Annotated in this window: 18 protein-coding genes; 15 read left to right on the forward strand and 3 right to left on the reverse strand. The window is 35.9% G+C overall.

Annotated elements, in window-relative coordinates:
- The first annotated feature begins 19 nt into the window (after window positions 1-19).
- The 7 genes from ctaD (at window position 20) to Q1B07_RS00645 (ending at window position 6,360) form a co-directional block, all read left to right on the forward strand.
- Window positions 20-1,876 (forward strand): cytochrome c oxidase subunit I, encoded by a 1,857-nt coding sequence (gene ctaD / locus Q1B07_RS00615; protein WP_299086902.1) that lies wholly within the window; start codon window positions 20-22, stop codon window positions 1,874-1,876.
- Window positions 1,876-2,502, forward strand: coding sequence for a cytochrome c oxidase subunit III (ctaE, locus tag Q1B07_RS00620; protein ID WP_299086904.1), 627 nt, complete (start codon window positions 1,876-1,878; stop codon window positions 2,500-2,502). Before ctaD ends, ctaE begins: the two co-directional genes overlap by 1 nt.
- Window positions 2,503-2,506: 4 nt before the next feature.
- Window positions 2,507-2,839, forward strand: a complete 333-nt coding sequence (gene ctaF / locus Q1B07_RS00625) for a cytochrome c oxidase subunit IVB (protein WP_299086906.1) — start codon at window positions 2,507-2,509, stop codon at window positions 2,837-2,839.
- Between the two features lie 156 nt (window positions 2,840-2,995).
- A complete protein-coding gene (gene ctaG, locus Q1B07_RS00630) occupies window positions 2,996-3,898 on the forward strand; it encodes a cytochrome c oxidase assembly factor CtaG (RefSeq protein ID WP_299086908.1) in 903 nt (300 codons plus the stop codon).
- Between the two features lie 119 nt (window positions 3,899-4,017).
- The gene (locus tag Q1B07_RS00635; RefSeq protein ID WP_299086910.1) at window positions 4,018-4,485 is read left to right on the forward strand and encodes a DUF420 domain-containing protein; all 468 of its coding nucleotides are present in this window, start codon (window positions 4,018-4,020) and stop codon (window positions 4,483-4,485) included.
- A 124-nt stretch (window positions 4,486-4,609) separates the two neighbouring features.
- Window positions 4,610-5,125, forward strand: coding sequence for a GNAT family N-acetyltransferase (locus Q1B07_RS00640; RefSeq protein WP_299086912.1), 516 nt, complete (start codon window positions 4,610-4,612; stop codon window positions 5,123-5,125).
- A 59-nt stretch (window positions 5,126-5,184) separates the two neighbouring features.
- Window positions 5,185-6,360 (forward strand): GNAT family N-acetyltransferase, encoded by a 1,176-nt coding sequence (locus Q1B07_RS00645; RefSeq protein ID WP_299086914.1) that lies wholly within the window; start codon window positions 5,185-5,187, stop codon window positions 6,358-6,360.
- Between the two features lie 123 nt (window positions 6,361-6,483).
- Here the strand turns inward: Q1B07_RS00645 and Q1B07_RS00650 are convergent, their stop codons facing one another.
- On the reverse strand, window positions 6,484-6,840 hold the full coding sequence (locus Q1B07_RS00650) for a YugN family protein (RefSeq protein ID WP_299086915.1): 357 nt from the start codon (window positions 6,838-6,840) through the stop codon (window positions 6,484-6,486).
- 325 nt (window positions 6,841-7,165) lie between these two features.
- On the opposite strand from Q1B07_RS00650, the gene safA reads away from it, so the two are divergent.
- Together safA and Q1B07_RS00660 are read left to right on the forward strand one after the other, a co-directional pair.
- Entirely contained in the window at window positions 7,166-7,747 is a 582-nt protein-coding gene (safA, locus tag Q1B07_RS00655) for a SafA/ExsA family spore coat assembly protein (RefSeq protein WP_299087119.1), read from the forward strand.
- A gap of 288 nt (window positions 7,748-8,035) precedes the next feature.
- Window positions 8,036-9,094 (forward strand): CAP domain-containing protein, encoded by a 1,059-nt coding sequence (locus Q1B07_RS00660; RefSeq protein WP_299087121.1) that lies wholly within the window; start codon window positions 8,036-8,038, stop codon window positions 9,092-9,094.
- Window positions 9,095-9,237: 143 nt separating this feature from the next.
- Here Q1B07_RS00660 and Q1B07_RS00665 read toward each other — a convergent pair whose 3' ends face one another.
- Window positions 9,238-9,726, reverse strand: coding sequence for a PaaI family thioesterase (locus Q1B07_RS00665; protein ID WP_299086917.1), 489 nt, complete (start codon window positions 9,724-9,726; stop codon window positions 9,238-9,240).
- 152 nt (window positions 9,727-9,878) lie between these two features.
- Between Q1B07_RS00665 and Q1B07_RS00670 the strand changes: the two genes are divergently transcribed.
- The 5 genes from Q1B07_RS00670 to Q1B07_RS00690 all read left to right on the forward strand — a co-directional run bounded on the left by Q1B07_RS00670 (window position 9,879) and on the right by Q1B07_RS00690 (window position 12,157).
- Window positions 9,879-10,274, forward strand: coding sequence for a YlbD family protein (locus Q1B07_RS00670; RefSeq protein ID WP_299086919.1), 396 nt, complete (start codon window positions 9,879-9,881; stop codon window positions 10,272-10,274).
- Between the two features lie 32 nt (window positions 10,275-10,306).
- Complete coding sequence (locus Q1B07_RS00675) at window positions 10,307-10,546, forward strand: YlbE-like family protein (RefSeq protein WP_299086921.1); 240 nt, start codon at window positions 10,307-10,309, stop codon at window positions 10,544-10,546.
- 88 nt (window positions 10,547-10,634) lie between these two features.
- Window positions 10,635-11,063, forward strand: coding sequence for a hypothetical protein (locus Q1B07_RS00680; RefSeq protein ID WP_299086923.1), 429 nt, complete (start codon window positions 10,635-10,637; stop codon window positions 11,061-11,063).
- 75 nt (window positions 11,064-11,138) lie between these two features.
- Window positions 11,139-11,588, forward strand: a complete 450-nt coding sequence (locus tag Q1B07_RS00685) for a YlbF family regulator (protein ID WP_299086924.1) — start codon at window positions 11,139-11,141, stop codon at window positions 11,586-11,588.
- 296 nt (window positions 11,589-11,884) lie between these two features.
- Window positions 11,885-12,157, forward strand: a complete 273-nt coding sequence (locus tag Q1B07_RS00690; RefSeq protein WP_299086925.1) for a YlbG family protein — start codon at window positions 11,885-11,887, stop codon at window positions 12,155-12,157.
- Between the two features lie 86 nt (window positions 12,158-12,243).
- Here Q1B07_RS00690 and Q1B07_RS00695 read toward each other — a convergent pair whose 3' ends face one another.
- The gene (locus Q1B07_RS00695; protein WP_299086927.1) at window positions 12,244-12,633 is read right to left on the reverse strand and encodes a methylthioribose kinase; all 390 of its coding nucleotides are present in this window, start codon (window positions 12,631-12,633) and stop codon (window positions 12,244-12,246) included.
- A gap of 451 nt (window positions 12,634-13,084) precedes the next feature.
- Between Q1B07_RS00695 and rsmD the strand changes: the two genes are divergently transcribed.
- Window positions 13,085-13,654 carry a 16S rRNA (guanine(966)-N(2))-methyltransferase RsmD gene (rsmD, locus tag Q1B07_RS00700; RefSeq protein WP_299086929.1) on the forward strand — a complete coding sequence of 190 codons (570 nt, stop codon included), beginning with the start codon at window positions 13,085-13,087 and terminating at the stop codon, window positions 13,652-13,654.
- Window positions 13,655-13,656 lie beyond the last annotated feature (2 nt).

The raw sequence follows: 13,656 nt of genomic DNA on the forward strand, positions 1-13,656 counted from the left end.
CTTAAAGGGAGGTAACACTGTGAGCACGTTAACTCAGAAAAAAGGGGTCTTATGGGACTACTTAACGACAGTTGACCATAAGAAAATCGCCATCCTTTACCTGATAGCCGGTGGCTTCTTCTTCCTTGTTGGTGGATTAGAAGCATTGCTGATCCGCATTCAGCTAGCTGTTCCAAACAATGATTTTGTTAGTGCAGGCCTTTACAATGAGGTACTTACAATGCACGGAACGACAATGATATTCCTAGCTGCAATGCCTTTATTATTCGCACTAATGAATGCGGTTGTACCATTACAAATTGGTGCACGCGACGTAGCGTTCCCATTTTTAAACTCTTTAGGTTTTTGGTTATTCTTCTTCGGAGGATTATTCCTAAACTTAAGTTGGTTTTTAGGCGGGGCACCTGACGCAGGGTGGACTTCTTATGCTTCATTAGCATTAAACTCCCCAGGCCATGGTGTAGATTTTTATTTACTTGGATTACAGGTTTCAGGTTTAGGTACACTGATTGCGGGAATTAACTTCCTAGCTACGATCATCAATATGCGTGCACCGGGTATGACTTACATGCGTATGCCATTATTCACATGGACAACATTTGTAGCATCTGCACTTATTTTATTTGCTTTCCCTGCATTAACTGTAGGTTTAGCGCTGCTTATGTTTGACCGCTTATTCGGAACAGCATTTTTTGATCCTGCATTAGGTGGTAATACGATTATTTGGGAGCATCTTTTCTGGATCTTCGGACATCCTGAGGTTTATATCTTGATCTTACCTGCATTTGGTATTTTCTCAGATATTCTTCCTGTATTCTCAAGAAAACGTCTGTTTGGATACTCTTCAATGGTATTCGCAACCGTTTTAATCGGTTTCTTAGGATTCATGGTATGGGCTCACCACATGTTTACAACTGGATTGGGTCCAATTGCAAACGCAATCTTTGCCGTTGCAACAATGGCAATTGCTGTCCCTACTGGTATTAAGATTTTCAACTGGCTATTTACCATTTGGGGCGGTTCAGTAAAATTCACATCACCTATGATTTGGTCTGTAGCGTTTATTCCTTCCTTCGTAATTGGTGGGGTTACAGGTGTTATGTTGGCAGCAGCAGCAGCTGACTATCAATACCATGATAGCTATTTCGTCGTAGCTCACTTCCACTATGTTATCGTTGGTGGGGTTGTATTCGCATTATTTGCAGGGGCTATTTATTGGTGGCCAACAATGTTTGGAAAATTGTTAAATGAAGCAATGAATAAAATTACGTTCGTGCTTTTCTTTATTGGATTCCATTTAACATTCTTTATTCAACATTTCTTAGGTTTAATGGGTATGCCGCGCCGTATATTTACCTTCTTACCTGGGCAAGGTTTAGATACAGGTAACTTTGTAAGTACCGTAGGTGCATTCTTTATGGCTGCTGCAACCATTCTTTTCCTTATTAACATTGTGTATACAGCTGTGAAAGGGGAAAGAGTTGGCAGGGATCCATGGGGAGATGGACGCACACTTGAGTGGGCCATTTCATCGCCTCCGCCAGAGTATAACTTTAAGCAAACTCCACTTGTTCGTGGACTTGATGCACTCTGGATTGAGAAAATGGAAGGCAATAAAGAAATGACGCCAGCTGAACCACTTGGTGACATTCATATGCCAAATAGTTCAATTTTACCTTTTATTATGTCGTTTGGATTATTCATCGTATCTTTCGGTTTACTTTACCGCGAAGATCATGGTTGGGCATTACCAGCGATTATAATCGGGTTCATTATTACATTTGCAGCAATGTTCTTACGCTCTGTTATTGATGATCACGGTTATCATATTCATAAAGAAGATTTACTAAAAGAGGATAAAGGAGGGAGAGCATAATGGCAAATGTTGAAGAAAAATTAACAGCAGAAAATTTTCCCGCATCGCCTGAAAAAGCTACCCTCGAAGGTAAAAATAAATTTACTGGCTTTTGGTTGTTTTTAGGTGGAGAGACTGTTTTATTTGCTAGTCTCTTTGCCACTTTCTTAGCACTAAGAGAGTCAACAGCAGGTGGAGCGACAACTCAAGAACTATTTGAGATACCTCTTACATTTGTGGCAACTATGCTGCTTTTAACATCAAGTTTAACAAGTGTTTACGCGATGTATCATATGAAGAACTTTAACTTTGGTAAAATGCAATTGTGGTTAATCATCACTGTTCTTTTAGGTCTAGGTTTCCTTATTTTAGAAATTTATGAGTTTAATCACTATGTTCATCATTATGAATTTACCATTACAAGCAGTGCACTTGGTTCTGCATTTTACACACTAGTAGGAACTCATGGTTTGCACGTTGCTTTCGGTCTTTTGTGGATCACTACTTTAATCGTTCGTAATGCAAAACGTGGATTAAGCTTATACAATGCGCCTAAATATTACGTAGCAAGTCTTTACTGGCATTTCATTGATGTTGTTTGGGTGTTCATCTTTACGGTTGTATACTTAATGGGAATGGTGGGATAAACTGATGGCAAATAATCATAATTCAGCAAACCCAAAAGTAGACTTGGAATATCGTCGTAAGAAAAATGCAGAGGATATGAAACACCAGGTTATTACATTCGCAATGATGATTTTTTTAACAGTTGTTGCGTTTATTGCGATTGGATATGATGGGATAGGCGAATGGTTTAAAGTTCCATTTATTATTACATTAGCGGTTATTCAAGTAATATTCCAATTATATTACTTCATGCATATGAGTCACAAAGGTCATGAAACAGCAGCATTATTTTTATACTCTGGTGTCGGAGTAGCTGCTTTAACAATCTTAACCTTTGTTACGATTATCTGGTGGTAGATATTATGAAAAAGGGCAATTGGCTTTTGATGCTGATTGTCCTTTTATCTTTTCTTTTACGTGGTGACCATTGTTTGTCATAGAACGTTCATTGATACGGGATAAACAGATGTGTATAATTGGTTTGAAGGACTAGCTTAAGGAGCTGATTTGGAAATGAGCTTTGGAATATTTGGATTTCGTGCGTTATGGAGTCCTTATTTTTTAGTCGTTATGATATTAATAACTCTTTTGTATTTTTTAATTATTGGACCATGGCGTTCGAAATTTTCAGAAAGTACTCCTGTCTCCACAAAACAGAAATTATTATTTATTAGTAGTATCGTGGCATTATATATTAGCAAAGGCAGTCCAGTTGATTTACTTGGACATATTATGTTTAGTGCCCACATGACGCAAATGGCTATTTTGTATTTAGTTGTTCCACCATTATTAATTCTTGGTATTCCGGTTTGGTTGTGGAAAGCAATCATTTATCGTCCGGTTATTAAGCCATTAATGAAGGTGTTTACAAATCCAATTATTGCTCTAATTCTTTTTAACGGTGTATTTTCACTTTATCATGTTCCATTAGTATTTGATTTTGTGAAAACAGACCCTGTTTACCATGCAGCAATAACAACGATTATCTTTTTTGCAGCCTTGTTTATGTGGTTTCCATTACTTAATACATTGCCTGAGTGGAAATCGCTTACAGGTATTAAAAAGGTTGGCTACATCTTTGCCGATGGTGTTTTGCTTACTCCTGCCTGTGCATTGATTATTTTTGCAACAGACCCAATGTATGCGACCTACTCAGAGCCTCAAGCATGGATAAATGCTCTGGCATTATGTGTACCTGCTGATATGTTGTCAGGCTTGAATTTAACTGGCCCTGAAATGTTTAATACGTTACCGCTTCTTGAGGATCAACAACTAGGCGGCGTTCTAATGAAAATCATCCAAGAAATTGTTTACGGTACTATTCTCGCCTATATCTTTTTCCAATGGGCTCGTAAAGAACGTCAAAAAGATGAAATTGATATGAAAAAGGATTTTTCTCCTGAACCAGTAAAATAAGGTCATGGTGACGCAGCTCTTTCTGGCAAGGCAGTAAGGGAAAGGGATTTGAAATTGCGTCACCACATACATAAAATCGGTATTGTTTCTGTTTCGATAACATAAAGGAAGGAATAAAAATGAATACTTCATTACCTATTTTGCCTACTATTAGTACGACTTTTATAGTATTAAGTGCAATGACTGTAGCTATTGGCTGGTACTTAATTAAACAACGAAAAATTGATGCCCATAGGAAAGCGATGACGGTTGCAGCGATTTTTGCCGTTCTGTTTTTCCTAATCTATGCTTCTAGAACGATATTTATTGGAAATACTGCTTTTGGCGGACCGGAAAATATTGAAATTTATTATACAGTCTTTTTGATTTTTCATATTACATTAGCAACAGTAGGAGCTATATTAGGAATTGTTACTTTGGTTACAGGTTATAAAAAAAATTACGAACGACATCGTAAATTAGGACCGATAACGAGTATTATCTGGTTTTTTTCAGGAATTACGGGTGTTGCGGTATATTTATTGTTGTATGTGTTTTATAGCGGTGGTGAAACAACATCAGTTATTAAAGCAATATTAGGGTTTTAAACATATTTACAAGGTGGTTTAGAATAAACTGTTCTAAACCACCTTTTTTATTTATTTGTATATGTTTGATCTATGCTTGGAAAGTCCGTTGTATTTATTAAAAATTCAAAGGGGGGAGAATGGTTTGATCGAAATTTTAACGAATCGGCTAATGATAATACCATGTTCTCTCGACATTGCTAAATCATTAGTGTTTCATCGAAAGGAGCTGGATAAACGGTCGCCAATTGAATTCCCTTATAGTTGGCCATCATCTTTTGTAAAGGGCTTCCTTCCTTTTTACATTGAATGCTTAGAAAACAAGCAGCCAGAAAAAGAGTGTGGATTATGGTTAATTATTCTTTATGAAGAAAAGAAAATAATTGGTGATATTTTATTGTTAGGAAAGCCTTCAAAGGAAGGTGATGTTGAACTATGTTATCATGTAGAGGATAAGGATGTAGATGAATCGCTCGCATTTGAAGCAGTCGATGCCTTTATTGATTGGTTAACCTATCAAAAATTTGTTAAAAGGATTGTTATGGAGTGTGATGTTAGGCAAGATCAATCAATAAGACTTTTCGAAAAATTAGGGATGATCTGTACGAAAAAAGATGGCCGCTTTTTAAAATGGGAGATTCAAAAGAAAGATTTAGAATGAAACATTAAGCGGTGGAATGAGGGCTTGTTCCCCTTTCCACCGAAAGGGAGTGAATAAACGTGATTCGGGAAATTACAAATGAGGATTATCAGGATGTCATCGCATTATCAGAATATGCTTTTCAATATAAGGTTGCTGATCATGAAATGACTGAGGTAAAAAGAAAGTTAGATATGCAGTATATTCTAGGAGATTTCGAGGAAAATAAGCTTATTGCAAAGCTTCATGTATACCCTTTACAAGTGAAACTAAAAAACCAAGTGTTTAAAATGGGAGGGGTTGCCTCGGTAGCAACATGGCCAGAGGCAAGAAGGAACCGGAAAGTTGCAAGCTTACTAAATGAAAGTTTACATTGGATGAATAATGAAGGGTATGATATTTCATATTTGCATCCTTTTTCTGTTCCATTTTACCGAAAATTTGGCTGGGAAATGATTTGCTCGGAAAAATCTTATACCATATCGAAAGAAGATTTAATTTTTATACATAGTTCCAACGGATCCTTTATCCGAAAGACAAAGGAAGAGGCACTTTCTTCTTTAATGAATATATACGAGTTCTTTTCTGAAAAATATAATGGTCTGTTAATCCGAGATCAAAGCTGGTGGCAAGATGTTGTACTAAAGAAAGCTGAGCATGCTATTATACATGTGAATGATCAAAGACAAGAAGACGGTTATATGCTTTATACAGTGAAGGATCGCGAATTAATTGTTCATGAAGTTGTTGTATTAAATGAATCGACGAAAAAGGATTTTTGGAACTTTATTTGTCAGCATGACTCAATGGTATCGTCAGTAAAATGGAAAACACATGAAGAAGATCGGATGACATTGTTTATCCCAAACCCTAGGGTTAAAACAGAAATTCACCCTTATTTTATGGGGAGAATTGTTAATATCATAAGGTTTTTTGAAAAATATCCGTTTTATATTCAAGGTGAGGATCCGCTAATTTTGCATCTATCTGATCCGATATGTACATGGAATAATGGTACGTTCTTTTTACAAGGGAATTCGATTAAAACATTTCAAAAAGAAAAGGGTTCATGCACAAATCCGCCTAAAAAGGGATTAATCATAAATATTGGAACATTAACATCCATTTTACTTGGACATTCTGATCCACAAAAACTCTTTGAAATAGGTATGATTCAAGGTGAAGAACAGCAAGTGATCTTACTTAAAGAAATGCTGCCATCTCAAGGGACATCAGTATTATTTGACTTTTTTTAAAAAAGACTGCAAAAGAGTCAATTCAAAACAAAAGGTCGGAACCCTTCGAACACAATATAGTGGATCTAATATTAGAAACTCCATCTATTCGTGTTTAGGGGCCTGACCCTTTTTAACTTGCAATTATAGAGCTTTTTGTAATGCCTCAGAAACTTGCTTTAATACAGTTTTGCTAGTGTTAACAACACTTGCTGGGAAGTTTTCTCCTTCACCATACTCAACACCGTGTGGGTAGTAATATCTACCTAAAAGTGGTGTAATTAATTTGATGACTGCATGACGTCCGCCGACATCACCTTCTACAGCGTACCCTTGGATACGCAGATAATAAATCTCCCCTTTTGTTTCGATTTTGCGATCATATGTAACACGCTCATAATCCCATTGACCCGCTAAAACAAGGCCATGATCTTCCATGATTTCAGTTAGACGAGATAAATCAAGTGTTACACCTTCAATACCTGTACCTTCCATTCTCATATGTATGTCCCTCCTAAAGCCTTTTCACCATAATATATTATAGCTTAATTATCTTAAAAAGTTAAAGTGAAAATATTGTTTGCTTAGCTTAATCATGTACCATACCTTACATTGTGTAAACGCATAACAAAAAATGCACCTTAAAGAATCAAGCATCTTTTTTAATAATAGTACGAATGAATGCAACATGCAATGCAAAGTTATCAACTTTAATGGCAGGGCTTATTTTTATAGAGTTAAAACTTCCTTTATGGGTAAAACTATTCGATGAAGGAGGGTGTACAATGACTAAAACAATACAACGTTTAGTGATGCTTTTTTATTAATTGGGCTATTTTCATTCCCGCAAAACGTTTTTGGCCAAACGACTACTCATACTGTTAGAAGCGGGGATACTCTATGGCTTATTTCACAGCGTTATCAGGTTGGCTTATCAGAAATTATAAATGCCAATCCACAGTTTAAAAATCCTAATTTAATTTATCCGGGTCAAAAGGTGAACATTCCACAAATAAGTGGAACAAAATCAATTGAACAGCAGGTGATCTCACTAACAAATGCTGAAAGACAGAAGGCGGGATTACCTCCATTAAGAGGAAATTGGGAATTATCACGAGTAGCTCGCTATAAATCTGTTGATATGAGAGACCGAAATTACTTCAGTCATACTTCACCTACATATGGGTCGCCATTTACGATGATGAAAAACTTTGGGATCTCTTACAGAACAGCAGCAGAAAATATTGCTGCTGGGCAGCGAACTCCTGAGGCAGTCGTAAAAGCGTGGATGCAGAGCCCGGGGCATCGTGCCAATATATTGAAGCGTGATGTTACAGAAATTGGTGTTGGGTATGCAAAAGGCGGTTCATATGGTCACTATTGGACACAGATGTTTATCGGAAGGTAATATAGTTTTATGTCACAATGTTATTCGGTAGACACCTTTTTTGCAGGTGTCTATTTTTTATCCACCAGATCATAAATATTTAGTATAATATAATAAGAAACCCATATTAAGATGGAGAACTTACGAATTCTTTATATTAGAAAAATCGATAAACATATACTATACTACGTTTAACAGACTATTTGGTCGGGAACAATAGTATTAATATATACACTACAAATAACTAGTATATCAATCGTCACATTTCATATAATGATAGAAAGCAGAGCTGTAAAGGAGGGGATTAAACTGCGTATTTTGATCCGAACGGTCGTCATTTTTTTAATCATCTTTTTAAGTTACACCCTATTTATCTATTTTGGCCAATATACTCCATCTGAGCAACATGAGGAAGAAAATGTTCAGATTTCGAATGAAGAATTATTAAAGGAAGAGTCTGAGAAAAAAGTTCAAACAGCTAAGCTGCCTGATGAGGGGATATTGTCCTTAATGAATAAATCCTCAGAAGAAATCACAGCTCTTTTTGGAGAACCAGACCGGATTGACCCTTCTGCGTATGATTATGATTGGTGGATTTATCAAGTGTCTGATAAGCAATACTTGCAAATCGGAATATTAGGTCAGCGGGTTGTAACTGTATATGCCATCGGTAGTGATGTCAACGCAGAGCCATTTAAAATTGGACAACCTGTCCAGGAAGTATTCAAAATTGCACCTGTTTCCCCAAGTATTTCATTAGAATATGAAGGAAATTCATACCGATTTGAATTTTCTGAGGAAGATATGAATACAAGACCTACTGTTAAGCTAGAAGATGTTTATGTGCAATTATATATTGATAAGTTTGATGGAATATTATCAAGTATACGTGTGTTGGATGCCGAAACATTCATAAAGCAGCGTTCATATGAAGTAACATATCGCGGAGAACTCATTGAAGCTGACGAAATTAGTGAAGCAAAATGGGAAAAAATAGAGAATGGGGCAGAACAACAAATTTTGTCGATAACAAATGTCATTCGTGCCCGTCATAATGTGCCCGCTGTTAAGTGGGACGATTCGACATCAGAGGTTGCCTTTTTACACAGTCAGGATATGAAGGTTAATGATTATTTCTCACATGAATCCCCAACTGAAGGAACATTAGTTGACCGGCTTGCCGATCTAGATGTGATATATGAAATGGCTGGTGAAAATATTGCCGCACAATATGTAGATGGGATAGCAGCTTCAGAGGGCTGGTTGAATAGCAAGGGACACCGTGAAACATTATTAAATGAAGAATTTACTCATTTAGGTGTAGGTGTTGATGGTTTGTATTACACGCAAAATTTTATTAAAAAATGAAAACAGCTTGAAAATTAAAAAGGGTCTGATGTCTCCAATTAACCAATATATGAATTATAGGCATCCATATATTGTACTTGGGAGATGCGACCCTTTTATTTTGGGTAAACTTCTATATGTATAGTTGTACCTTTTTTGGCAATTTAACTCCGGTTTATAATAAAAAAGCTTGCAGTACTATGTGCTATTAGTGTTCCATCGTCTCGGAAAACTTTTCCTTCTGTTACAACTGTTTTATTTCCCTTATGAATAATGTTGGTTTTGCATGTTAATTCTTTTCCAACACCAGGGGCTACATAATTAATTTTTATTTCTGTGGTTACAGCAGTCTTGTTTGGAGGCAATACGTGATGAACAAGCCCCCCCATAGCTGAATCTAACAGAGTGGCAGTAATACCGCCATGGACAATTTGTAATGAATTTTGGATAATCGGAGTATTTGGGATTTTTATGGTGAAATGATTATCTTTAAATTCACCTTCCGCATGAAGGAGTGCACCGATATAAGAGCCCTTTTCATGAAATTGTTTCCTTTTTAACCCGCTGAGTAAAAGCTGAAGGACATATTGATCCTCATCATCTGCCTCTTGTAAAATCTCTTTCGTCAATTGCAATAGCTCTTCTTTTGTCATGGCTAACCCTCTCCTTTTGCTAGTGATATTTTACCAAAATATTCAATGTAGGAGCAATGATTAATTTAGTATCAAATTAAATAAAAAATGGGCGAACATTCATGTTTCTTTTTCGATAAGATATGATAGGTAAAAGCATTGAGGTGAAGATAATGGCATCGAAAAAAACACATCAATCTGTTCAACAATTTAAGGAATTTGTCAAACAGCATCCTAAGCTCGTACAAGAAGTAAGAAAAGGAAACAAAGAATGGCAGGAAGTGTTTGAGGATTGGTACTTACTTGGTGAAAATGATGAAGTTTGGAAGCAATACCGGGAAGATCATATAGAAGAGGAACAAACAGCGAAAAAAAAAACCGACATTATGTCTCAAGTGCTTGCGGCAGTAAAAAATATGGATATTAATACAGTTAACCATCATATTTCAAATATGAGCAATACAATATCAACAATACAAGGATTGTTTGATCAATTTGGATTATCAAAGGGTTCAAGACAGAGTTCATCTAATGGTAATCAACATCCTTTTTCATTTAGAAAGGATTGATCACTAATTGTGACTTCTGTAGGAGTGGTTAAATGAGAAAAGAAGTACAAGAACATATTCGCGCAAATAAAGAACGGCAAAAATTTTTAAGAGAGCAGCCAATCTGGTTCCGAAAACTTTCAAGAAATCCCACTGATTTAGAGTCATTAGAACTAAATATGATGAATTACTATCAAAAAACAATCCCCCACAAAGTTCAGCAATTTTCAAATTCAGTACAAATGGCCTCGATGATGATTGCAATGTTTCACTCGATGAGGCAACAAGACTAAACGACTTTTTATAAGTCGTTTTTGTCAATTTTTAACGACTCATGATTTTAATCTTTATGGTAAACAATACTAAAAAGGAGGCGAAACAATGAAGAGATTATTAGCTCTTTTTGTGATCATACTTTGTTTGTCAGGTTGTACAGAGGACAAGCCAAGGCCAGAAGGTTCCGTAAATGTAATCCCGATTCAAATTGCAGATGTATCAAAGGATGCTATTGAAGTTGTAAGCCAAAAAAGTCAATCACCTTTCACCATAAAACATCATGTGAGGAATAGGGCTGTTTATGTGGAATGTTATATTCCGAATTTTATATTTAAAGAAGCAGGCGGAAAAAAAGTAGCAGGTGAAGGTCATCTTACCGTCTATGTAGATGGTAAAAAAGTTGATGATATGAATACGGCAGCTTTTGTAGTAAGAGGGCTTGAACAGGGAAATCATATTATAACAGTTGAGGTTGTTCATAATGATTCCTCTAGTTATAATCTGAAAAAAACGTGGGAAGTCACCATCCAATAAACCAAACTCAAAGGGCAGATGTTTTTCATTTTTTAGCAAACGTGGTAAAATGAATGACGGAGGTGCAAATACTCTATGTTTGCTACTATGGAAAGCATGTTACTGCTTGATCAAGCAGATCATCTTGCGGAATTAGTGCTTCAATCTGAACCGGCTGAAGCATATCGCCGCAGTTATTATAGATTAAAAAATGATAAAAACGCGCAACAGCTTATTTCTCAATTTACAAAAACAAAGGATTTATATGAAGATGTCCAGCGTTTTGGTAAATATCATCCTGATTATCGAAAGATATCAAAGGAAATGAGAGATATAAAAAGAGAGCTCGATTTAAATGAGAGTGTAGCTACTTTTAAAAAAGCTGAAAATGAATTGCAAGCTTTACTTGATGAAATCAGTGTTCAAGTTGGTCAAGCCGTTTCTGAACATATTAAAGTTCCGACCGGAAATCCATTTTTTGATACAGGTTCAAGTTGCGGCGGAGGTTGTGGTTCAGGCGGAAGCTGCGGTTGCAAGGTTTCTTAAGAGGTTGTCTCAAACTAAAGAGTTAGACCCAAAAACACAATATAGGACGAAAGTTTCCTTATATTGATATTTGTTGAAGGGGATCAGCTCTTTTGAGACAGCCTCTCATTTTATGGTTAAATTTGTTTTACTAAAAATTTTTTTGATGAAATATTGTGAGAAGTGAAAATTTTTGCTAGACTTTGTATGATTGATTAGTTAGAAATTTATTTCGTCTTTTTCACTGAGTCTGGTTACAGACTTCCGACATCATTGAAAAGCGCAAGCGTTTTTCTTATTTATAAGGGAGAATCATTATGTTTGAAAAGCGACAAGGTATCGTTGTTTGGCTTCACTCATTAAAACATATAAAGATGCTTAGAAAATTCGGAAACGTCCACTATGTTTCAAAAAGGCTGAAATATGTTGTTCTATATTGCAATATGGAAATGGCGGAACAAACTGTACAAAAGCTTACATCCTATTCGTTCGTTAAACATGCAGAGCCTTCTTATAAGCCTTACTTAAAATTAGAATATGAATCCAAGGTGGATAAGGCGAAGGAATATGATTATAAGATTGGTTTATAATCTGTGACTATTATATGGTAAAAAGCAGACCATTGGATAACTAAAGGTCTGCTTTTATTAAAATTAACAGAATGCCAATCAATGAGCTATTGTAATGGCGGGATATAATGATTCAGTCTCAGGATCCCAATTAGATACTGATAATATAGGTCCAGTTCATTAAACATTGTAGATGGCTTAACAGTAATTTGAATAATCTCCTTATTTAAAAAGGAAGCTATCTCTTCAAACAACTCATATCGTTTATTTTGCGTGAAGTTAGGGTTTGGAATTCCTTCTCGGCATATATAAAGCGCTTGAAAATTCCCTGGATCAGTAGGCCGCATAACTACAACTAAAGAAGTAACTTCACGTTCATTTACTTTTGTATGTAAGGCAATCAGTTTCGATACACGGTGTTTATTTGCTTTGGCATTTTCAATAAGTTCATAAATATCTGAGTAGCCTTCACCCATTTCTATAAATCGTTGAATCATTGTCCTTCCCCCTAACAAGTAAAATTTTTTTGTTTATTTAAATGTCCGACACATTACTATATCATGAAGAGAAATAAATGAGAAGAATAGAGAAAATTTTTAAGGAATAAATAAAAAAACCCTGCAAATATTCTCTGCAGGGTCCTTCAATACCTTTTAACGATAAAAGGTTGAAGGCAAAGGGAGAGGAGAAACCGGAGGAAGAACTTATGGGGAAACGTAAGTCTTCTCCGCGGTTGGCAACAACATCAACGAATCGATGTTGTTACTATTCATTATCACCAATTGGTTTTTCCATATACATAAATGTTAAAATTTTTCTTTTTCGATTCAAAGAGGTTACATATTGTATCCTATTAAATGCGTATGGTAGGATAAAGCTTGGATATATTTTAACCTAATAAAGTTTTTCTATTTTATGATGTTAATTTAAAAAGTAGTGGTGAAAGAAATGAGAGTAGTATCAGGTCAATATAAAGGCAGGCCATTAAAAGCAGTTCCCGGTGTTACGACGAGACCTACAACAGATAAAGTGAAGGAAGCCATTTTCAATATGGTTGGCCCATATTTTGAAGGAGGAATTGCCCTTGATTTGTTTGCTGGAAGCGGAGGCTTGGGCATTGAGGCCATTAGCCGCGGTATCGAGCGCTGCATTTTCGTAGATCGTGAACATAAGGCGATTCAAACGATACATAAAAATCTTGAGGCATGTCATGCTGAAGATGCCGCTGAAGTATATCGAAATGATGCAGAGCGGGCATTAAAAGCGATTATAAAACGTGAGCTTCGATTTGATTTAATCTTTTTAGATCCGCCGTATAAGCAACAAAAATTGAAAGCGCTTATCAGCTCGATTGGAGAAAATTTTTTGTTGCAGAAAAATGGATTTATTATTACGGAACATGCCGCAGATGTACAATTACCTGAGGGGATTTCTCAATTTTCTTTAATGAAAAATGAAACTTACGGCATGACCAAAATATCCATTTACGGATATAAGAGTCGTTTAGAGGAGGAATAAAT

The sequence above is a fragment of the uncultured Metabacillus sp. genome (assembly GCF_947503125.1).
Taxonomy (GTDB): domain Bacteria; phylum Bacillota; class Bacilli; order Bacillales; family Bacillaceae; genus Metabacillus.

Excerpts from the sequence above, each read along its gene's own strand:
- Q1B07_RS00670 (WP_299086919.1), top strand. The coding sequence starts at position 9,879 with ATGGCATCGAAAAAAACACATCAATCTGTTCAACAATTTAAGGAATTT.
- Q1B07_RS00685 (WP_299086924.1), top strand. The coding sequence starts at position 11,139 with ATGTTTGCTACTATGGAAAGCATGTTACTGCTTGATCAAGCAGATCAT.
- Q1B07_RS00650 (WP_299086915.1), bottom strand. The coding sequence starts at position 6,840 with ATGAGAATGGAAGGTACAGGTATTGAAGGTGTAACACTTGATTTATCT.
- Q1B07_RS00695 (WP_299086927.1), bottom strand. The coding sequence starts at position 12,633 with ATGATTCAACGATTTATAGAAATGGGTGAAGGCTACTCAGATATTTAT.
- Q1B07_RS00665 (WP_299086917.1), bottom strand. The coding sequence starts at position 9,726 with ATGACAAAAGAAGAGCTATTGCAATTGACGAAAGAGATTTTACAAGAG.
- ctaE (WP_299086904.1), top strand. The coding sequence starts at position 1,876 with ATGGCAAATGTTGAAGAAAAATTAACAGCAGAAAATTTTCCCGCATCG.
- Q1B07_RS00635 (WP_299086910.1), top strand. The coding sequence starts at position 4,018 with ATGAATACTTCATTACCTATTTTGCCTACTATTAGTACGACTTTTATA.
- rsmD (WP_299086929.1), top strand. The coding sequence starts at position 13,085 with ATGAGAGTAGTATCAGGTCAATATAAAGGCAGGCCATTAAAAGCAGTT.
- Q1B07_RS00675 (WP_299086921.1), top strand. The coding sequence starts at position 10,307 with ATGAGAAAAGAAGTACAAGAACATATTCGCGCAAATAAAGAACGGCAA.
- ctaG (WP_299086908.1), top strand. The coding sequence starts at position 2,996 with ATGAGCTTTGGAATATTTGGATTTCGTGCGTTATGGAGTCCTTATTTT.
- Q1B07_RS00680 (WP_299086923.1), top strand. The coding sequence starts at position 10,635 with ATGAAGAGATTATTAGCTCTTTTTGTGATCATACTTTGTTTGTCAGGT.
- ctaF (WP_299086906.1), top strand. The coding sequence starts at position 2,507 with ATGGCAAATAATCATAATTCAGCAAACCCAAAAGTAGACTTGGAATAT.
- Q1B07_RS00690 (WP_299086925.1), top strand. The coding sequence starts at position 11,885 with ATGTTTGAAAAGCGACAAGGTATCGTTGTTTGGCTTCACTCATTAAAA.